General features: G+C 55.0%; 21 protein-coding genes and 2 tRNA genes. 12 read left to right on the top strand and 11 right to left on the bottom strand.

Features of this window, described 5'->3' with window-relative positions:
- The first annotated feature begins 26 nt into the window (after positions 1–26).
- On the top strand, positions 27–1,778 hold the full coding sequence (gene msbA, locus H9646_RS13550; protein WP_225214195.1) for a lipid A export permease/ATP-binding protein MsbA: 1,752 nt from the start codon (positions 27–29) through the stop codon (positions 1,776–1,778).
- A gap of 110 nt (positions 1,779–1,888) precedes the next feature.
- Here the strand turns inward: msbA and H9646_RS13545 are convergent, their stop codons facing one another.
- The 6 genes from H9646_RS13545 to mltG all read right to left on the bottom strand — a co-directional run bounded on the left by H9646_RS13545 (position 1,889) and on the right by mltG (position 6,574).
- A complete protein-coding gene (locus tag H9646_RS13545) occupies positions 1,889–2,566 on the bottom strand; it encodes an ankyrin repeat domain-containing protein (RefSeq protein ID WP_191723891.1) in 678 nt (225 codons plus the stop codon).
- Positions 2,563–3,372: a TatD family hydrolase gene (locus H9646_RS13540; protein ID WP_191723890.1), complete on the bottom strand. Its 810-nt coding sequence runs from the start codon at positions 3,370–3,372 to the stop codon at positions 2,563–2,565. Before H9646_RS13540 ends, H9646_RS13545 begins: the two co-directional genes overlap by 4 nt.
- A gap of 77 nt (positions 3,373–3,449) precedes the next feature.
- The gene (locus tag H9646_RS13535; protein ID WP_191723889.1) at positions 3,450–3,803 is read right to left on the bottom strand and encodes a PilZ domain-containing protein; all 354 of its coding nucleotides are present in this window, start codon (positions 3,801–3,803) and stop codon (positions 3,450–3,452) included.
- Between the two features lie 24 nt (positions 3,804–3,827).
- Positions 3,828–4,817, bottom strand: a complete 990-nt coding sequence (holB, locus tag H9646_RS13530) for a DNA polymerase III subunit delta' (RefSeq protein ID WP_191724067.1) — start codon at positions 4,815–4,817, stop codon at positions 3,828–3,830.
- A gap of 14 nt (positions 4,818–4,831) precedes the next feature.
- Positions 4,832–5,509, bottom strand: a complete 678-nt coding sequence (gene tmk / locus H9646_RS13525) for a dTMP kinase (protein ID WP_191723888.1) — start codon at positions 5,507–5,509, stop codon at positions 4,832–4,834.
- Positions 5,510–5,578: 69 nt separating this feature from the next.
- The gene (gene mltG, locus H9646_RS13520; RefSeq protein WP_318244924.1) at positions 5,579–6,574 is read right to left on the bottom strand and encodes an endolytic transglycosylase MltG; all 996 of its coding nucleotides are present in this window, start codon (positions 6,572–6,574) and stop codon (positions 5,579–5,581) included.
- 45 nt (positions 6,575–6,619) lie between these two features.
- On the opposite strand from mltG, the gene ygfZ reads away from it, so the two are divergent.
- Entirely contained in the window at positions 6,620–7,525 is a 906-nt protein-coding gene (gene ygfZ / locus H9646_RS13515; RefSeq protein WP_191723886.1) for a CAF17-like 4Fe-4S cluster assembly/insertion protein YgfZ, read from the top strand.
- A gap of 68 nt (positions 7,526–7,593) precedes the next feature.
- Here the strand turns inward: ygfZ and H9646_RS13510 are convergent, their stop codons facing one another.
- Positions 7,594–8,688: an NAD(P)-dependent alcohol dehydrogenase gene (locus H9646_RS13510; RefSeq protein ID WP_191723885.1), complete on the bottom strand. Its 1,095-nt coding sequence runs from the start codon at positions 8,686–8,688 to the stop codon at positions 7,594–7,596.
- 329 nt (positions 8,689–9,017) lie between these two features.
- Between H9646_RS13510 and H9646_RS13505 the strand changes: the two genes are divergently transcribed.
- The 7 genes from H9646_RS13505 to H9646_RS13475 all read left to right on the top strand — a co-directional run bounded on the left by H9646_RS13505 (position 9,018) and on the right by H9646_RS13475 (position 14,834).
- A tRNA-Pro gene (locus H9646_RS13505) sits at positions 9,018–9,094 on the top strand.
- Between the two features lie 97 nt (positions 9,095–9,191).
- On the top strand, positions 9,192–9,542 hold the full coding sequence (locus H9646_RS13500) for a single-stranded DNA-binding protein (RefSeq protein ID WP_191723884.1): 351 nt from the start codon (positions 9,192–9,194) through the stop codon (positions 9,540–9,542).
- A 116-nt stretch (positions 9,543–9,658) separates the two neighbouring features.
- Positions 9,659–10,450 carry a MetQ/NlpA family ABC transporter substrate-binding protein gene (locus H9646_RS13495; RefSeq protein WP_191723883.1) on the top strand — a complete coding sequence of 264 codons (792 nt, stop codon included), beginning with the start codon at positions 9,659–9,661 and terminating at the stop codon, positions 10,448–10,450.
- Between the two features lie 543 nt (positions 10,451–10,993).
- Entirely contained in the window at positions 10,994–12,394 is a 1,401-nt protein-coding gene (locus tag H9646_RS13490) for an APC family permease (protein WP_225214193.1), read from the top strand.
- 414 nt (positions 12,395–12,808) lie between these two features.
- On the top strand, positions 12,809–13,405 hold the full coding sequence (locus tag H9646_RS13485; protein ID WP_191723882.1) for a TetR/AcrR family transcriptional regulator: 597 nt from the start codon (positions 12,809–12,811) through the stop codon (positions 13,403–13,405).
- A gap of 117 nt (positions 13,406–13,522) precedes the next feature.
- Positions 13,523–14,338 carry an alpha/beta hydrolase gene (locus H9646_RS13480; protein ID WP_191723881.1) on the top strand — a complete coding sequence of 272 codons (816 nt, stop codon included), beginning with the start codon at positions 13,523–13,525 and terminating at the stop codon, positions 14,336–14,338.
- Positions 14,339–14,627: 289 nt separating this feature from the next.
- Entirely contained in the window at positions 14,628–14,834 is a 207-nt protein-coding gene (locus H9646_RS13475) for a hypothetical protein (RefSeq protein WP_191723880.1), read from the top strand.
- Positions 14,835–15,184: 350 nt separating this feature from the next.
- Here the strand turns inward: H9646_RS13475 and H9646_RS13470 are convergent.
- The 3 genes from H9646_RS13470 to H9646_RS13460 form a co-directional block, all read right to left on the bottom strand.
- Positions 15,185–15,261, bottom strand: a tRNA-Pro gene (locus H9646_RS13470).
- A gap of 85 nt (positions 15,262–15,346) precedes the next feature.
- Positions 15,347–15,595 carry a translation initiation factor IF-1 gene (gene infA / locus H9646_RS13465; RefSeq protein ID WP_191723879.1) on the bottom strand — a complete coding sequence of 83 codons (249 nt, stop codon included), beginning with the start codon at positions 15,593–15,595 and terminating at the stop codon, positions 15,347–15,349.
- 280 nt (positions 15,596–15,875) lie between these two features.
- Complete coding sequence (locus H9646_RS13460; RefSeq protein WP_191723878.1) at positions 15,876–17,069, bottom strand: HPP family protein; 1,194 nt, start codon at positions 17,067–17,069, stop codon at positions 15,876–15,878.
- 164 nt (positions 17,070–17,233) lie between these two features.
- Between H9646_RS13460 and asd the strand changes: the two genes are divergently transcribed.
- On the top strand, positions 17,234–18,085 hold the full coding sequence (gene asd / locus H9646_RS13455; protein WP_191723877.1) for an archaetidylserine decarboxylase: 852 nt from the start codon (positions 17,234–17,236) through the stop codon (positions 18,083–18,085).
- A gap of 36 nt (positions 18,086–18,121) precedes the next feature.
- On the opposite strand, the gene H9646_RS13450 is transcribed toward asd, so the two are convergent.
- A complete protein-coding gene (locus H9646_RS13450) occupies positions 18,122–18,328 on the bottom strand; it encodes a hypothetical protein (protein WP_225214190.1) in 207 nt (68 codons plus the stop codon).
- Positions 18,329–18,505: 177 nt separating this feature from the next.
- On the opposite strand from H9646_RS13450, the gene H9646_RS13445 reads away from it, so the two are divergent.
- Both H9646_RS13445 and H9646_RS13440 read left to right on the top strand, forming a co-directional pair.
- The gene (locus H9646_RS13445) at positions 18,506–19,486 is read left to right on the top strand and encodes a bile acid:sodium symporter family protein (RefSeq protein ID WP_191723875.1); all 981 of its coding nucleotides are present in this window, start codon (positions 18,506–18,508) and stop codon (positions 19,484–19,486) included.
- A gap of 171 nt (positions 19,487–19,657) precedes the next feature.
- The gene (locus H9646_RS13440; protein WP_191723874.1) at positions 19,658–20,014 is read left to right on the top strand and encodes a ComEA family DNA-binding protein; all 357 of its coding nucleotides are present in this window, start codon (positions 19,658–19,660) and stop codon (positions 20,012–20,014) included.
- Positions 20,015–20,052 lie beyond the last annotated feature (38 nt).

Below are 20,052 nucleotides of genomic sequence, written 5' to 3'. Positions count from 1 at the left end.
AGACCCCAGAAAAAAATCACCATTTGATGACAAACACCCCCTCTGACTTGTCACTCAAGCAGCGTTTGCTGCGCGTAGCGCCCTACTTTGGCAACCAGAAGCTGGCGTGGACTGTTGCCATTGTGGCAACGCTGCTTGGCGCTGCCACCGAGCCCATGATTCCGGCCCTGTTAAAGCCCCTGTTAGACAGTGGTTTTTCTGAGGGAACGCTGAATCTATGGATGGTGCCCATAGCCATCATTGGGGTTTTTTTACTGCGGGGTGTTGCGCAGTTTCTGGCCCAGTACGCACTGTCGCAAATTGCCAATGACGCCATGCTGCGCTTGCGGGAGGTGCTGTTTCGCCGGGTACAGAACACCGACATGCGGCTGTTTCAGTCGCAAACTGCCAGCTCTCTGTCCAACACTGTGGTGTATGAAGTGCAAACGGGCGCCAACCAGCTGGTCAGCGCCTTCATCACGCTATCGCGCGATGGCTTCACACTGCTGGCCTTGCTGGGTTACCTGCTGTACCTCAACTGGCAGCTGACGTTGATTGTGGGTGTGGTGGTTCCAGGCGTTGCATGGATCATGCGCACCCTGTCCAAGCGGCTGTACCGCATTACCAAAAACAGCCAGAACTCGACCGATTCGCTGGCCTACGTGGTGGAAGAAAACTTTTTGGCCCACCGCATGGTGCGACTACACGGGGCACAGGCTGAACAAGAGCGCCGTTTTCAAGCCATCAGCCGCAAGCTGCGCGGCCTGGCCATCAAGTCTACGATTGCCTCGTCTGCCATGACACCGCTGACACAGCTGTTTGCCGCTTTTGCGCTGTCAGCGGTGATCTGCATCGCGCTGTGGCAAAGCCGGGCCAATCCTTCAGGGGATATTACGGTGGGCAGTTTTGTGGCGTTCATCAGCGCCATGCTGATGCTGATTGCCCCCATGCGCCGCCTGGCCAACGTGGCCAACCCCATCACGCGCGGTGTTGCGGCGCTGGAGCGCGGACTGAGCCTGCTGGACCACACCCTGCCTGAATCTAGCGGCACACAGCGCCCCAGTCACGTGCAGGGTGCGATTGAATTGCGCAATGTAGGAGTCTCTTTTGGGGATGACAAAGCGCCTGCGTTGCAGGACGTCAGCTTGCAAGTACACCCTGGGGAGGTGGTTGCACTGGTGGGTCCTTCGGGCGCAGGCAAAACCACACTGGTCAATTTGCTGCCCCGTTTTCTGAACCCGACTTCGGGTGAGATACGCATGGACGGCGTGCCCCTGCAAGACTGGGATCTGCACTACCTGCGCAGCCAATTTGCCATGGTCAGCCAGGACGTGGTCATGTTTAACGACACCGTTGCTGCCAACGTTGCACTGGGTGGCGAGATGGATGAAGCGCGCGTCTGGGCCAGCCTGGAGGCTGCGAATCTGGCCGAACATGTGCGCCTGATGCCACAAGGCATTCACACTGAGGTTGGCCACAACGCCGCGCAGCTGTCTGGTGGCCAGCGCCAGCGGCTGGCGATTGCGCGCGCCTTGTACAAGAATGCCCCGGTCTTGATTTTGGACGAGGCAACATCCGCGCTGGATACCGAGTCAGAACGGCTGGTGCAACAAGCGCTGCAAACCTTGATGCAAGGCCGGACCACCCTGGTGATTGCTCACCGCCTGTCCACCATTGAGCATGCCGACCGCGTGGTGGTCATGCAGCGTGGCCGCATCGCCGAGCAAGGCACGCACGCTGAGCTGCTGGCCCTGAACGGCCTGTACGCACGCCTGCAAGCGCACAGTGGCGGCCGCTGATCTAAATAATAAATGAGCAGTCAACGCTTTCACAGCAACACTTTGCGTATTAAATGTATTTGAAGTGCTTTCCGGGTAAGCGTTAGCTGCTCTTTTTATTGATTTATCAATTACCAGGAGGCCTTGCTTCTGCGCGTTGCCTGGTAAGCCGTGTCCAGCAGCTTGACCAAAAATTCCCGCTCGGAGCGGCGGGCAAAATCAACCGCCGTCAGATTCAGCTCATTGCGCAGCTGCACATCAGCCCCCGCATCCAGCAGCAGCTTGACCATCTTTTCCGAGCCATATTGGGCAGCCAGCATTAGCGGCGTGCTTTTGTTGGGCGATTCGGCGTCGATATACGCGTGTTGATCCAGCAGCAGCTGCGCAATGGCCACGCTGTGCTCTGTATCTGAACTGGCCACGTAGTGCAGCGGCGTCCAGCCCGGGTGATTGATGCGTGCGCCCAGCGCCAGCAACTGCTTGACCACATCAATGTGCCCCTTGATGCAGGCATGCATCAAAGCTGTCTCACCCGACGCGCTGGCATCATTGATACGTATACCTGGGGCCTTGATCAACTCCTGAGCCACGCGCAAAGACTCTAGCTGCATGGCCTTGACCAGCCCTGGCCGGCCGCGCTCATCCACGGTGTTGGGGTCCATGCCCTGTTGCAGCAGCTTGCGCATGCGCACGAAATCATCGCGCGTAATGGCGGTCTGAAAGTCGGTGAACGCATCGGCACGCGCTACCAGCACGGAGCCAGTTAGCGCACATGCACTGAAAGATTGCAACAAGGTACGCCGCTTCATCCCGTCACCACACCTTTAAACAGTTGGTCAAAATTATGGCTGGTGATGTCCGCCACTTCTTGCTCCGACAGGCCGCGCACCTGCGCCACCTGCCTGGCTACAAACGGCACGTATGCGGGGCTGTTGGTTTTGCCGCGATAGGGCATGGGCGCCAGATAAGGACTGTCCGTCTCGATCAGGAGGCGGTCAGCAGGCACAAAGGCGGCTACATCGCGTAAATATTGCGCACTCTTGAACGTCACAATGCCTGAAAACGAGATGTAAAAGCCCAGATCCAACGCCTGCTTGGCCACCTCCAGGCTTTCGGTAAAGCAGTGAAAGACACCACCTGCGCTGCCTGCAGAGCCGTCTTCACCCTCTTCCTTGAGGATGCGGATGGTGTCTTCCTGCGCCGCACGGGTGTGAATGACCAGCGGCTTGCCGCACTGTTGTGCAGCGCGGATATGGGTGCGAAAGCGTTCACGCTGCCACTGCATGTCGGCAATCGTGCGGCCGCCCTTGCGCTCTTCCATCCCGTAGTAGTCCAAGCCCGTCTCGCCAATACCCACCACGCGGGGCAAGGCGGCACGCTCGACCAAATCTTGCACGCTGGGTTCGGTCATGTGCTCGGTATCAGGGTGCACTCCCACTGTGCACCACAGGTTGTCATACGCCATGGCCAGGGCATGCACCTCAGGAAACTCTTCCATGGTGCAAGAAATACACAGCGCCCGTGTGACTTGTGCCTCGGCCATGGCGGCCTGAATAGCCGGCAGATTGGCGGACAGTTCTGGAAAGTTCAGGTGGCAGTGTGAATCGGTAAACATCAGTGATCGATCGTACAAAAAACAATGCCGGCTCAGGAGCACCCCAAGCCGGCATGGCAAGAAAAAACGCAGTTGGCCTACAGGGTCTGCGTGGGCCTGTCCGAAGCAATGGCAGTGCCCAAAATCTGTTCAATCTTGGCTTTCAGCTGCACAGATTTTTCATCTTTGGGAAAACACACCCCAATGCCCTGCGTGCGATTGCCCCCGGCACCGGCCGGTGTGACCCAGCCTACCTTGCCTGCAATAGGGTAGCGCTGAGTGTCTTCAGGCAGCGTCAACAGCACGTAGACATCGTCGCCCAGGCGAAAGTCTCGTGGGGTTGCAACGAAAATACCGCCATCCGCAAACAAGGGAATGTAGGCCGCATACAAAGCCCCTTTTTCTTTCAGGGCCAGTTGCAACACACTGGGGCGAGGGGGTGGGGTCTGCATGCTCATCAACTTGCTTCCATCGCGTTAAGTTCTGGAGTGTAGGACCGTGCGGGCCTGCGCAACAAGCGCTTCGGTCATTAAACCTGCATTAAATGGATGCTCAGCCGTGCGCGCCTCTTGCGCCAGCGACCTGGCCCACCGTGCCAGCACCATTGCAGAGGGAGCTTTAGGCAGGTCTTGCACGGCAAAATACCGCGGTGCGGCCCCTTGCGCCACACACATCAAGTCATGGCACAGCTTTTGTAGCCATTGCACAATTTCGGGTTGTGACATGTCCGAAAAAATGGCCACATCGCCCGCAGCAACCGCTTTGGGCAAGCGCTGAAACACATCCAGCCCCTTGCCAGCCCGCGCCATTGCCCAGGCATCCAAAGGACGCCCGCCCGCCGCACGCAGCCAGGCGTGTGCATCATCGGCCTGCAAGCCTTGCTGCTGCAGCCACTGCAGCATTTGTGCCTCTGCCGGCCACAGCATGGTGTGCGCCAAGCAACGGCTGCGAATGGTGGGCAGCAATTGGTGGGCCGCTTCTGTGGCCAGTACAAAGCGCACATCGCCCGGCGGCTCCTCTAGCGTTTTGAGCAGTGCATTGGCGGTAATCGCATTCATCTGCTCGGCCGGGTACACCAGCACCGCCTTGCCTCGCCCGCGAGCGCTGGTGCGCTGGGTGAACTCCACGGCATCGCGCATGGCATCCACACGAATTTCTTTGCTGGGCTTGCGTTTTTTGTCGTCAATATCTGCCTGCGCCTTTTCGCTCAAGGGCCAGCCACGCGCCAGCATATCGGCCTCTGGCATCAGCACACACAAGTCAGCGTGCGCGTGCACATCCACACTGTGACAACTGGTGCAATGCCCACAGGCACCCTGCTCAGTGGGCTGCTCGCACAACCAGGCGCGCACCATGGCCATGCCCAGCTCAAACTGCCCCATGCCTGATGGCCCTTGCAGCAGCCATGCATGACCACGCTGCGCAAGCAAGGCTTGGCGTTGCTGCTGCAGCCAAGGGGCCAGCATTCCCGTTGTTTCACTCACGCCGCGGCTCCTTGCACACCTTGGAGGTAGCCACGCGCTTGCAGCACATCCGCCACCTGCTGCCAGACAGCCTCGCGAGGCTGGTGGGCATCAATGCGGGCAAAGCGCTTAGGTGCAGCCGCACAGCGGCGTGCGTAGCCCGAGGCGACCGCTGCAAAAAAGTCTTGTGGCTGCGCCTCAAACCGATCGGGCACGCGCGCAGCCGCCAAACGCTCTGCGGCCACGGCGGCCGGCAGATCAAACCAGATAGTCAGGTCAGGCTCACGCATCAACTCGGCATTCGAGCCGCTACCCGTCTGAGCCATGCGCTCTAGGGTTTGAAGTTTTTCCCAATCGAAACCACGCCCTGCACCTTGGTAGGCAAAAGTGGCATCCGTAAAACGGTCACTGACGACCACTTCACCCCGGGCCAAAGCTGGCTCAATCACCTGCACCAGATGATCGCGACGAGCAGCAAAAGCCACCAGCGCTTCGGTCAACGGATCCATGGCATCGTGCAGCAGCAGGTTGCGCAGCTTTTCAGCCAAAGGCGTGCCTCCCGGCTCACGCGTCAGTGTCACCGTACGGCCGGCATCCTTGAAGGCTTGTGCCAGTGCAGCAATGTGCGAGGATTTGCCCGCACCATCAATGCCTTCAAAGCTGATAAACAAGCCTGTGCTGGGGGTGTTGTTCAAAACCAAACCCGATCTCTATAAGTTCTGCGCGACAAAGAAAGCATGGGGGCGTGCTGTAGCAGCGCCTCCTCAATTGCCGCCACGGATGTAACGGTTGACTGCGCGATTGTGCTCATCCAGATTCGGACTGAAATGGCTCGTGCCATCACCGCGCGAGACAAAATAATAGGCTTTGGTAGGCTCAGGGCGAACCGCAGCCATCAATGACGCCTTACCGGGCACCGCAATGGGTGTGGGCGGCAAACCAGCACGCGTGTAGGTATTCCAGGGCGTATCGGTCTGCAGATCACGGCGGCGCAGATTGCCATCAAATGCCTCGCCCATGCCGTAAATCACGGTGGGATCCGTTTGCAGCCGCATGCCCACGCGCATCCGGTTGATAAATACACCGGCAATCTGACCACGGTCACTCGCGTGGCCCGTCTCTTTTTCTACGATGCTGGCCAGGATTAGCGCCTCGTAAGGGCTTTGCAAAGGCGTATCTGCCGCACGCTGTGCCCATGCCTCATCCAGTCTGCGCTCCATCGCATGCAAGGCGCGGCGCAGCACAGCCAGTTCACTGCTGCCCTTGGCATAGGTGTAGGTGTCAGGAAAAAACATGCCTTCCGCAGCCAGCCCGGGCTTGCCCAAAGCGTCCATGATCTGCGCTTCGGTCATTGCAGCGGTGTCATGCTTGAGGAACTCATCCTTGGCAATCTGTGCTCGCATCTGGCGGAAGGTCCAGCCCTCTACAAAAATAATTGCTCGCAGGCTTTCTTCGCCACGCACCAGTTTTTGCAGCAAGCTGCGCGGTGTGGTGCCAGCCGTCAGCTCATAGTTGCCCGCGCGAATCTGGCGGCCTTGCCCTGACAGCCGGAACCAGTAGTACAGCCAGCGCGGGTCTGTCTGCACGCCTGCATCCGCCACGGCCTGTGCAACGCCACGCGGGGAGGTCCCTGGCTCAATCTCCAGCTCCAAGCTTGGGCTGGACATGCGCAGCGGCTGGCCCAGCCACCACGCCGCAGCGCCACCCACGGCAGCAGCCACGGCAACCAAAAACAACAGCACTATAAGTAAACGTCGCACAACCTTTTGCATCCTATGAAAAAGATCGGGGATCATAATTCACCCATGACCCAGACTCTCCAAGGCATTGCCCCCATTTCGCATCTGGGCGTCATCCGCGTACAGGGTGATGACGCCGCCAGTTTTTTACATGGCCAGCTGACCAACGACTTTGCGCTGCTGGATTTACAGCACGCACGCTTGGCCGCTTTTTGCTCCGCCAAAGGCCGCATGCAAGCCAGCATGATTGGTTTTAAACGCGCCCCAGACGACATTTTGCTCGTTTGCAGCCTTGATTTGCTGGCGCAAACCCTCAAACGCCTGTCCATGTTTGTGCTGCGCGCCAAAGCCAAGCTCACCGACGCCACCCAGGACTTTCAACTTTTAGGCCTGATGGGCAGCGCGGTACCCGATGCTGCGCAAGCTCCCTGGGCAGTCCAGACCATGGGGGATGCGCACCTCGTGCATCTCTACCCTGCAGCCGGGCAGCCACGAGCGCTGTGGGTGGCTCCTGCTGGCACAGCCGCACCACAGGGGCCAGCGCTGAGTGCACAACAATGGCTGTGGACCGAAGTGGCCAGCGGCATTGCCACCGTATCGCTTAGCGCGTACGAATTATTTGTGCCTCAGATGCTCAATTACGAATCTGTGGGCGGAGTTAATTTTAAAAAGGGCTGCTACCCAGGCCAAGAAGTCGTAGCACGCAGCCAATTTCGCGGAACGCTCAAGCGCCGTGCGTTCATCGTGCATGCAGCCAGTGAAATACAAGCAGGTGCTGAAGTCTTTGCCGCCAGCGATGCCGAGCAAGCCACCGGCACCATCGTCCAGGCAGCCCCAGCACCTGATGGCGGCTGGGACGCCATTGTCAGCATGCAAATCAGCTCTGCCCAGGAGGCCCTGACGGCGGGCAGCGCCAGTGGTGAGCCGCTGACTTTGCTGCCTCTGCCTTACGCCTTGCTGGAAGACATCTAAGCGTACTGACTGCACAATCCTCAATAAAAAGCCACCCTAAGGTGGCTTTTTATTGAGCAATCGACCTATCAGGGCTTGATCGCAATCTTGAGCACTCCATCTCTCTGATTGGCAAACAGGTCATAGGCCTCAACAATGTCATCGAGCTTGCGCTGGTGCGTGACCATCACACCCAGATCCAGCCTGTTGGCTTCAATCACACTCATCAGGCGTCGCATGCGCTCCTTGCCACCGGGGCACAGCGCCGTACGGATGGTGTGATCCCCCAAGCCTGAGGCAAACGCTGACATAGGAATTTTCAGATCTTCTGAGTACACACCCAGACTGGATACCGTCCCCCCCGGTTTGATCACCTTGATGGCCTGCTCAAACGTCATCTGCGTGCCCAGTGCCTCGATGGCGCTGTCTGCACCCCTGCCACCGGTGAGTTTGAGCACTTCAGAAATCACATCGACATTGCGGAAATTCAGCACCACATCCGCCCCCATCTTCTTGGCAATACCCAGACGGTGGTCATTGCCATCCACGGCAATGATGGTGGTAGCCCCCAAAAGACGCGCCCCGGCAGTGGCGCATAAGCCAATCGGCCCCTGGGCAAACACCACCACGGTGTCGCCTATCTTGATGTTCGCATTTTCTGCGCCCGCAAAGCCCGTGGACATGATGTCTGGACACATCAGCACCTGCTCATCCGTCAAGCCATCAGGAATGGGGGCCAAATTGGCTTGTGCATCGGGCACCAGTACGTATTGCGCCTGTGTGCCATCAATCAAATTGCCAAAGCGCCAGCCTGCAGTGGCCTTGTAGCCATGACAGCCACACAAGCCGCGCGCAACCAGATAACTGCCATCTTGGCTGGGGTAACCATCTTGGGCAGCATAGCTGTTGAAGTTGGGGCAAATTGCGCCAGCAATCACGCGCTGCCCCTCTTTGTAGCCCTTCACTTCGCTGCCCAGCTTTTCAATCACACCCACAGGCTCATGGCCCACGGTCAAGCCCTTGTCCACCGGATACTCACCCTTCAGAATGTGTACATCAGTACCGCAAATGGTGGTGGTCGTAATACGGATCAGCGCATCGTTAGGTCCAACATCAGGGATAGGTTTGTCAACAATTTCAATGCGCCCTTTTTCCAAAAAGGCCGCTGCTTTCATCATCGCCATACGTCTACTCCTTACTGTGTGTAAATCCGAGCTGCGCACACGCATTGGTTAGCAACTGAAAACTGCATGTGCTGCCTGTGACATGCTAGGAACATCATGCGCAGCTGCAAGTTTTAAGGGCAAAAAAATGATTCCCATCAAGAAGCTGACAACATAATTAACTGTTTGCCGTACACGCCCAAAAAGCTCGCTAAACTTGCGAAGTTGTTTTGCTAGCCATGCTCGGTCTTCACCAGCAGTCGCTAGCAACTCAAAGTTGGCCAGAGTCCTGAAACATTGCCAAACTACGGAGTTGGCATTTTTTTTTCGACATATAATCTAGGTCTTGTCGGCGTGTAGCGCAGCCTGGTAGCGCACTTGCATGGGGTGCAAGGGGTCGCGAGTTCGAATCCCGCCACGCCGACCATTGATATAGAAAAGGGCTAACAGTTCGCTGTTAGCCCTTTTTGTTTTTTATTTTTATTTTTAGTCTGCATTCGCAGACCACAAAGAGCGACAAAGAAATGATTGAAGGTTTGATTACAGGACGCTTGACCACTGACCCCAGCGAGCGCACAGACCGTTTTGGCAAGACGTTCATGGTTGCACGCATGCGCGCAACCGTGGGCGATGGGGGCTTGCGCGCCAACACCGGTGACGGCCCCAGCAGCCTGTTCGTGAATGTGGTGGCGTTTGACCCCGTACCTTGCAGCCAGTTGAGCGAATTACTGGAAGGCGACGTGGTGTCCCTGGTTGGCCCCATCACCCCAAAGGTGTGGACAGACCGTCAGGACATCAGCTACCCAGCATTGGACGTTGTGGCATACCGTGTGATGGCCCTGCCCAAGCCTGACGTGTCTGACTACAACATCTGATCCAAGCGGCTGGCGACGCTCTTCATCTCGAAACGCTATATAAAAATAAAAATATATTCTCTTGGGGAATATGGATGTCGTATTACAGTTCGACATCCATTCTTTGAGAGTTCGAGATGCTCAACAAACGCGTGTTCCTCCAAGCAGCACTGGCTATCGCCACCGCCAGTGCATTTAGCACCCAGGCGCAAGATGTCATCAAGGTTGGCGTCACTGCAGGCCCCCACGCCCAGATCATGGAGCACGTCAAGCAGGTTGCAGAAAAAGATGGCTTGAAAATTCAGATCATTGAGTTCAGCGACTACGTGCAACCCAATGCGGCCTTGTCCTCGGGTGACCTGCAAGTTAACAGCTACCAGCACACTCCTTACCTGGACGCACAGGTCAAAGACCGTGGCTACAAGATTGTCAAGCTGGCCAATACGGTCAACTTCCCCATTGGTCTGTACTCCAAGAAGGTCAAGCAGCTCAGCGAGCTCAAGCAAGGTGCCAAGTTCGGCATTCCCAACGACCCCACCAATGGGGGCCGCGTCTTGCTGCTGCTGCAAGAGCAAGGCCTGATCAAACTCAAACCCAACGCTGGTCTGAAAGCCACGCCACTGGATGTGGTGGAGAACCCCAAGAAATTGCGCTTTGTAGAGCTGGATGCCGCGCAACTCCCACGTTCTCTGGATGATCTGGATGCCTCTGCCATCAACACCAACTTTGCCATTTCAGCCGGACTGAACCCCAAAAAGGATGCGATTGCTCTGGAGCGCGCAGACGGCCCTTATGTCAACATCTTGGCCGTGCGTGAAGCAGACATCAAACAACCCTGGGCCGCAAAACTGGTCAAGGCCTACCAGTCAGAATCCACCCGCTCTTTTGTAGAGAAGCAATTTCAAGGCTCGGTCCTTCTGGGCTTCTAGACCCGGGTGTTCTGGCACACTTCCTGCAAGCCCTTGGCCTATGTCAAGGGCTTTTTTATTGCTACAGATAAAGAAGCGGTCAACGCGCTTGTTCCCACGCATATAGATACAAAACACATGCACTTAAAGACATACGCTACGCTCGCAGCTATCAAAACCAGAAATGCCTGAATGCACCGCGTCGCTTTTTAAAGACTGTTGCGAAGTAACGGGCGGTGCTAAAATCCGCCCCCTATCGCGCGCGCAAGTGCAAACATGGCAAATGTTCCAACACTGACTGCGCGAAAACGATTTCAAGGCCCCGCTATGCATCACTACATAGCGGGGTTTTTACGTCGCAATGTCACGGTTTCGATCAACGATACCTGCGGACAAACGCGAAATCCGATGAAAAAAACAGGCCCACAGAGGCCACTTTTTATGCCAGATGACAGTACACACCGCTTTTCCAACCACGAGCTGCATATGACTCAGCTTCCGCAACGCCCCAAGGCGAAGCCTCCCGAGTTCACCACTCCTTGATTCCTTAAGAGGTAGAGTAAATTGACCACCCATCATGATTCCCGTGGAGTCGCCAAACTCCAAAAGACACTTGTCCTGTGGCAAGTCATCATCATTGGACTGGCTTATATCCAGCCCATGACGTTGCTGGATACGTTCGGCATGGTGTCGCGAGACAGCCTGCAGCACGTACCCACGTCTTACATGATTGCGTTGATCGCCGTATTGCTGACATCGATCAGCTACGGCCACATGATCCGCAAGCACCCCTCTTCGGGCTCTGCTTATACGTATGTGCAAAAGTCCATTCACCCCAATGCGGGCTTTATGGTGGGCTGGTCCTCTTTGCTAGATTATTTGTTGTCCCCCATGGTCAACATCTTGCTGGCCAACATCTACCTCAAAGAGCTGTTCCCTGATGTCAACCACTGGATCTGGATCATCGGGCTGACACTGATCATGGTCGGCGTAAACCTGCGCGGTGTACGTTTTGTGGCCAATTTCAACAGCCTGATCGTGCTATTGCAGGTGCTGATCATCGGCATCTTCACCTACCTGATCTACACCAAGCTGCACGCTGGCGAGAACGCTCTGGGCAACATCGCCGAGCAAGGCGCTGATGCGCTGTGGAGCTTCAACCCCTTCTGGAGCGCCTCGACTGAAATCGGTGCCCTGGTGACAGGGGCAACCATTCTGTGCTTCTCCTTCACAGGCTTTGACTCATTGAGCTCACTGGCTGAAGAAACCAAAGACACCAAGAAGACTCTGCCCCGCGCCATTTTCCTGACTGCGCTGATCTCCGGCATCATCTTCGTCATCTCCACCTACTTCATGCAGTTGTACTTCCCCGGCAGCCCCGAGCAGTACTTCAAACTGGTGGACGAAACCCAGCCTGAAATTCTGCTGCTGGTCGGCGGTGCCTTCTTCCAGTCGGTGGTGCTGGCATTTGCCATTGTGACTGTGATGGCTTCCGGCATCTCTGCACACGCAGGTGTTTCGCGCCTGATGTATGTGATGGGCCGCGACGGCGTGCTGCCCAAGAAATTCTTTGGCTATATCAGCCCGAAAAGCTTCACCCCTTCGCTCAACATCTGGCTGGCGGGTGTAATTTGCCTGACCGCCGGTTTCCTGAGCCTGGAATTCGTGGTCGCCCTGATCTCGTTCGGGGCACTCACTGCGTTTAGCTTCGTAAATCTGTCAGTTATCTGCAGCTACTGCTTCCGCGATGGCCGCATGAAGACGCCCAAGGACATCCTGAACTTCTTCGTGATTCCGTTGCTGGGCTTTATCTCGATTGGCGCTTTGTGGCTGGAAGTCGAGGACACCTCACTCAAAGCCGGTGTAGCCTGGGCTGCTGTGGGTATCGTCTACTTGGCATGGATGACCAAAGGGTTCCGCAAATCCCCTCCCCAGCATCACTTCTCAGACGATGACCTGGAGTAACTCAGACATTCAAGCACGCCGCATTTAACCGGCGTGTCATGTGCACACTGTCATTAATGACCCGGGCTGATTCAGCTGCGGGTCTTTTTTTGCCCATTGGTTACCGCAAGGATGCAAAATTGGTTGATGGCAACCTGGGGTAGAGCGCAGCGCGCACTTGCAAATGCGGCCACGAGGCTGGAATGCTTCAATGCTTGATACACCGCCAGCTCATGCATTGCCAAACCAAACGTGCAAATTGAAAAGGTTCACTGCGCACCTCTTCAAACCCGCATTGATCAAAGAAACCAATCCACAACCCTGCGCCTGCGATTATTGGTGCAAGTTTGCAAAACAACTCCCAAGCAACATCGCCCACTCAAGCCAGCCTTCTGGACTTGTCAGCGGCAGCCACCTACCTTACAGTAGGTAGTTATGAAGCCAAGCATTTCTCGCCACACGCAAACCGACACGCGCGCACTGATACTTAAGCATGCCCAAACGCTTTTGCTGACTCGCTCGTACACAGGGCTGAGTTTTCAAGATCTGGCCAACCTCGTTGGCATTCGCAAAGCCAGCCTGTACCACCACTTTGCGTCCAAAGAGTTACTTGGCCTTGCACTGATTGACGCAACCGACACGCGCTTTATGCAATGGACACAAAGCGTGCAAAACAGCTCTCCCACCAACCAGTTGCAAGCCTATGTGCAAATGTTCCGCGATGGCATTGGGGCTGGCCAAAAAGTATGTCCTGTCGGGGCAACCGGCGGTGAATGGGACTGCTTAGAGCCAGCATTGCAAGACCGTATCCGGCAATTGCATCTGTCCCAACTTCAGTGGCTCACAGCCACGACCGCGCAACTGGACACTATCGCAACGTTGAAAAGCAGCGCTTTGCGCCTGCACGACGCTACAGCAAGGGCGCATCTGATTAATGCGCTGTGCCAAGGAGCCCTGCTCAGCGCCCGCTTGCATGGGAACGCACAGGTATTCGATGTCGCTACAGCCCACCTCAACAAACTGCTGCAATAGCGGCACGCTCTATGTACCCAAAGCAAAGCTCACCGGGCTGCATGGGTGCAAGCAACGCATTCAGCGCACGCATGGCAATTTTTAAATCAGCAACCTACCAACCAATAGGTAGTAAATATGCAGCACACATCCACACCGTTGACCATTACCCCAGCCATTGAGCAAGCCATTGGCTACTTTCTCACCCCACACCGCCCTGCCAAGAAAACTTGGTCGTCCAGCCTGCCACCACTTGAGCTCCAAGCCAAGGCAAGCATCGAGTGGCCAGACGGAGAAAGTATTCCATTTGTCTGCCACCGTCTGGGCTGCGGCCCTGATGTTTTGCTGGTGCATGGCTGGGAATCTCAAGCAACCGATTTATGGCATTTGGCCGATGCAATCGCTAAAGCAGGATTCAGCGTCTGGTGCCCAGACCTGCCAGCACACGGTCACTCGTCAGGCAGCATGCTTTCTATTCCACTCGCGACCCAGGCATTGCACAGCATTGCGCACAAAATTGATCACTTTCATGCCGTCATCGGGCATTCTCTGGGTGGCGCAGTGGTAGTCAATGCATTGGCAACAGGCTTGCCGGCAACCCAGGTCATTGTGATTGCTGCACCTACACATTACGGAGCTTATGCGCGCCAAGTTGCACATGCGTGCAGCCTGTCAGACAGTGACACAACGCAAATGCTTGATCGGCTGGAAGAAATGACAGGCACACACCCTGACCGCATAGCCATTCCTGAACAAGCAGCCACATTGAATCAGCGCTGCCTGTGGCTTCATGCCAATGACGATGATGTAGTGCCGGTAGAAGAAGGCATTCAAGCAGTAAATGCATGGAAACACGCCGAACTGCACCGATTCGATAACCTGGGGCACTTTCACATTCTCCAGGATGCAACCGTCTGCCACCAGCTACTGCAAGCTTTGGCACGACATTCATGACGCTTGATGGCGTCACGGAAAATGCCGGTACTGACCAGCAAACCGCCTGGAAAAAGATCCATCGCACACCATCAAGTCACTACCGCAGGTGAAGTTCACCCGTTTTAAAAAAGTTCTTACTCGCGGGTGAAATGAAAAAAATTCGATAACACCGCCAACAATGGCTCAAAAACAGCTAATAACTGGCCTACGTGCGGGTTTACTCAGGCAATGGAGACACCCAAGACACCCGTGTGCTGGCACACTAGACTATGGTTCAAATTGCTGATGACTATGGATAAGGATTCCCATGCCACCACAAAAGACCGCAGCTCTACCCAGCAGCGACACCCAAGCCAAGAAGGCTCGCAAAACGCCCGTGAAGATTCAAGCACAAACCGTGATACCTGAAGGACTCAAAGTTCAGGTGCATGAGCGAAAATCACCACCGGACAATTACCCCATCTGTAACGGCACAAGCTTCGAGCCTTATCGCCCTAAAACTTGGGGGCGCTAACTTTTACAAAGGCCCGCCTAGAGCGGGTTTCTTTTTTTGCAACCAGCCCTAAGAAAGCCCAGCTATCAGCTACCGAGTCTGCGCGCCTCACTGGCTAATGTGAATGCATCACTCAAATCACAGCCTGCAGCGCCAGCATGAATATGCGCGCTACATGCCTGGCGCAAATTTTTGACGGCTTCTGCGTTGAAAGCAAGCAGTGAGGCCTAGCGATTGGCTTGCATTCACGCCACATCGTGCTTCAAACTGCACCATGCCCAGCCTTGCCCATCGCTGCAACACAGGTAAAACCGTCAGCCCCATAAAGACAAAAGGACTTAGCTGATCTCTCAGCTAAGTCCTTGAATCAATGGTCGGAGCGGCGGGATTCGAACTCGCGACCCTCTGCTCCCAAAGCAGATGCGCTACCAGGCTGCGCTACGCTCCGACAAGACTTAGATTATATGCAATAAAAATCGGGCAAATTCGAAAAACTGAATTTATTTCCCTCTGCCCAAGGATTCTTCTCGAAATTAACGCGATGAAGGGCCTGGTCCGCGGTTGGGCAAGTGACGGAATGTGATGCGGCCTTTTGTCAGATCGTAAGGCGACATTTCCAAAGACACTTTGTCTCCCGCCAGGATGCGAATGTGGTGCTTACGCATCTTGCCACCGGTGTACGCAATCAACTGGTGACCGTTTTCCAAGGTCACGCGGAAACGCGAATCAGGCAGGACTTCAGTCACAGAGCCTTGCATTTCAATCAGTTCTTCTTTTGCCATGTTCAATAAACTCGTTAGGAATAGGTATCTGCTAGCGGCGCCTTTGTTTCACCCCATATACCTATGGCGAGGACTCTGTCGCAATGCAAGAGTACAAAGTTTGCACCGTGCATGAACAGAAGTTCTCAACGGAAATGCGGCATATCTAGCTGCAAAACAGCTGTTAATTGTAGCTGTTTAGACATATTTCGAATGCAAGCCAGCAAAGCTACTCTGGAAGAACCCATCAAATAGTGAGTACATAGGCAGTGCTGATGCCGCAGTACAACAGCTGATTCTCTCAGCTACGCTCGGGAACGCTGATTGCACCACTGAGGGCGCGAATCAAGTCTGTCTGGGTCACGATGCCAACCAGCTTCTTGTGTTCATCCACAACCGGCATATGGTGACAACCTCCGGCAGAAAACAAGGGCAGCAAATCGACCAGCAAACAGTCAGACCGGACCACTTGCGCTCCACTGTCCATCAACGCTTCAACTTTTGCTTTACTTGCACTGCGCCCGGTTACCAAATGGCGAATGCGCTGCGCCATACCCTCTGAGGCATCCAAAGTTGCCTGTCGAACGAAATCTGATACTGCCAGCATCCCAAGGACTACCCCGTCTGCATCCACCACGGGCAACGCCTTGACTCGCTCTTGGCGCATGAGTGCCCACGCCTCTTTTTGAGGCACACCAGGCTCAACAGCGAAAACAGGCCGAGACATGATGTCCTCGCAACGCAAATTACCAAAATTGCGATTAAAAGCAGAGCGTCCTGCAATATGCAGCAACCCTTCTAGATCCGATCGGCTAACGTCCAGCACTTGGTTGTAGTGCTTCAGCGCCGCATCCAAGTCTTCAGGAGCAAAGACATCGCTGCCATCCGGATTGAATGCGCGCTTCAAGCTGTGTTGTGGATGCGGGTAACGCTTGCCTGTCACTGCGTTGTAGAGCACCGCACAGACGACCAGCACCGCCACATTAAAAAAAATGGGGAACGCAATCAAAGTCACGCCATTGACGTGCTCTAGCACGACATAGGCGGCAAAACCTGCTCCAGGAGGATGCATGCACCGCAGAGGCACCATCAACATCACAGACAACCCAACTGCCACAGCACACGCAATCGCTGTATCCGATATTGACGCCTGCACGGCAGCACCGATCAAGGCAGACAGAACGGTTCCCATCAGCACAGGCCATGGCTGCGAAAGCGGACTGGCAGGCATGCCAAAAAGCAAGACAGCGCTCGCGGCCAGCGAAGATGCCATCCACATACTGTTTGCTTCTCCGCCCCACCAGCGAGAAAGCAATCCGGTGACCAGCAGTCCAAAAGCAATGCCGACAGACATGCGCAATGCCTCGGCGTACCCCACTCGCACAGATGCAGGCAAAAAATTTCTCAGCCACAGCCCCCAGCGACTCAGCTGCGCACGGCTGGCATCCAAAGTATTTGCAGAATTTGCAGAAGAGTTCTTGAAAGGGTCAAGCATTAAGCACCTCAAAGCATCCTCTCAAGCCACCAGCCAAAGATTCGCACAGATAGATCACGGCCTTTGATTGTGCCGTCCACCTAACTGCTTGGTATCAAACCTAGGGATGACCTTAGACGCTACCGATAGAATCCATTCCTTTGCCTCTTACTCAATCATTACCCGTGTCTGATCGCATCTCGGTCCTGCCCCAATACCTTCTCCCCAAGCAAGCCCTTACCCGGCTCATGGGACATCTGGCCAATTTGCAAGGAGGCGCTGCGACTACAGCTGTCATTCGGTGGTTTATCAAGCGCTATCAAGTCAATATGGCAGAGGCGCTCAACCCGGATCCAGCCTCCTACCCTAGCTTTAATTCATTTTTCACGCGCGAACTTCAGCCCGATGCGCGCCCTTTAGCCAATGCCGCGTGGATCTGTCCTGTCGATGGTGCAGTCAGCCAACTAGGCGCAATCAAGGGTGATCAGATTTTTCAGGCCAAAGGGCACCATTACTCGACGCAAGCGCTTTTAGGTGGCGATGCACAATTGGCAAGTCAGTTTCAAGACGGTCACTTCGCAACCATCTACTTAAGTCCTCGTGACTACCATCGCATTCACATGCCATGCGCAGGCAAGTTACTGCGCATGATTCACGTTCCTGGCGATTTATTCTCCGTCAACCCGACAACCGCACGCGGTGTCCCAGGCTTATTTGCGCGCAATGAACGGGTTGTGTGTATTTTCGAAGGACCTTTTGGACCTTTTGCCATGGTGCTCGTAGGGGCTACCGTGGTTGGCAGCATGGCAACGACATGGCATGGCGTGGTGAATCCGCCCCGCCCTGGAAAAGTACGTGACTGGCAATACGAAAATCAAGACATTCAGCTGCCTCAAGGCGCAGAGATGGGTCGCTTTTTACTCGGTTCAACCATCGTCCTTTTGACGCCCAGAAACACCCTGCAATTTAACAACACCTGGCAAGCCGCAACTCCTGTGCGCCTGGGTGAGGCCATGGGCAGCCAGAGTGCCCAATAAATAAAAAGCTCCGATTCGGAGCTTTTTATTTATGCGTTACAGATACCAGTTCAACGCTTCCGGGCGTCGCGTGGTCGTGAACCAGGTTGGCACCAAACTTAACCGATCAGGTTTGACTGGCTCTTCCTTGCCAACCAAATACACCATCATTTCACGGCGACGTAAAACAACATGGCTTACAGTTTCCTGCCGATTGCCTTCTATCACTTGGACACCTGGCTTGAAAACTGGCATTTGAAACATGCTGGACCGCTCATGGTGCACGTGAGCAGAATCTGCGGAATCGGGGCTAACTAGCAACATAGGAGCATGCCTTCATAGATACGAACACCGTTCATATCGACACCTGACACAAAAAATTAAGTGTTTTTTCTAAAAGAATGCCGATTTCCGGTATCCCATTGAGATCAAAGTGAATCCATGAGCACTGCAGCCCGCCTACGCCCTGATAACTTCACGCTGGCTTTGGCAAGTACCGTCCTCCTTGCAAGCTTGCTGCCAGCATCTGGCCAGTTCGCAAATGCCCTGGAGAAAATCACAAATGCCGTCATTGTTTTACTTTTCTTTTTGCATGGCAGCAAGCTTTCTCGCCAGGCAATCTGGACTGGCATTAAGCACTGGCGTCTGCATCTGCTGGTGACGGTCACCACTTTTTTATTCTTTCCGCTACTTGGCTGGCTACTGCAGCCCATGCTCAACCACCTGTTGCCGCAAGAGCTGGTGCTGGGGGTCCTCTTTTTATGCACACTTCCAGCGACAGTCCAGTCGGCCATTGCCTTGACCGCGCTTGCGCGAGGCAATGTTCCTGCTGCTGTCTGCAGTGCCTCAGGCTCTACGTTGATGGGTATAGTTTTCACCCCATTTCTAGCAGGCATCTTGCTGTCGTCCTCGGCCCACATTGACATCACCTTGGACGCTTTTGTCAAAATCGCCATGCAGCTGCTTTTGCCTTTTGCTGCAGGCCATTTGCTGCGTCCGTGGACAGAAAAAACACTTCAACAGCTTGGCAGCAAGATCAAAATTGTGGATCAAGGCTCTATCTTGCTGGTGGTTTACACCGCTTTTAGCGGCGCAGTGATCGCAGGACTTTGGCAACAAATGCCATGGACAGCAATGCTTGGCTTGTTTGCCGTCTGCGCACTCATCTTGGCCTGCTCAATGAACTGGTGCATCTGGAGCAGCCGCCGCCTGCACTTCAGCACCGCTGATGAAGCCACTGTTGTCTTTTGTGGCGCACAAAAGAGCTTGGTCAGCGGAATTCCAATGGCTCAGGTCTTGTTCTCTGCTGCAATGGTTGGCCCCATGGTTCTGCCCGTCATGCTTTTTCACCCGATGCAACTCATGGTGTCAGCGGCCGTTGCAGCACGTTATGGCCGCAAAGAAGGAAGCCCTCAAATCTAGCGCAAAGAAAGTGGTTGACGAGGCCTTCAGTCCAGCAAATGCCGGTCAGCCAGAAGTTTAAGAACCCCAATGTCCTTTGCCTGGCAAGCTTCTTAGCATGTTGGTGGTCTTTGGTGCACTTGCACTGCTTACACCCCAACCTTTCTAAAAGGGAAAAAAGGAAATAGTCCTATGCTCAAGAGAATCATTGCGGTCTTCTTTGCCTTGTATGCAGCACTTGCATTGGCGGCTGTCGATGTCAACAAAGCCAGCCACGCTGACCTGACGCAAGTCAAAGGCATCGGTCCTGCCACTGCCACACGCATCATGGATGCGCGCAAGCAAGGCCCATTCAAAAATTGGGATGACTTGATTGGTCGCGTCAAGGGTATTGCACAGACCTCTGCCGGCAAGCTCTCTGAAGAAGGCCTAACCGTCAATGGCCAAGCTTACAAAGCCGGACCTGCATCTTCCAGCAAACCAGCAAGCACTACAGAAAAATCAGCAAAACCTGCTCAAACTGCAGGCAAAAAACAAGAGAAGAGTTGAATTTCTCCTTTATGCTTACAAAGCGCCCGCCCTTGGCG

The organism is Comamonas avium (assembly GCF_014836675.1).
In the GTDB taxonomy this organism is placed as follows: domain Bacteria; phylum Pseudomonadota; class Gammaproteobacteria; order Burkholderiales; family Burkholderiaceae_C; genus Comamonas; species Comamonas avium.
The sequence above is the reverse complement of the archived record's forward strand: the minus strand, read 5'-3'. Positions and strand labels throughout refer to the sequence as shown.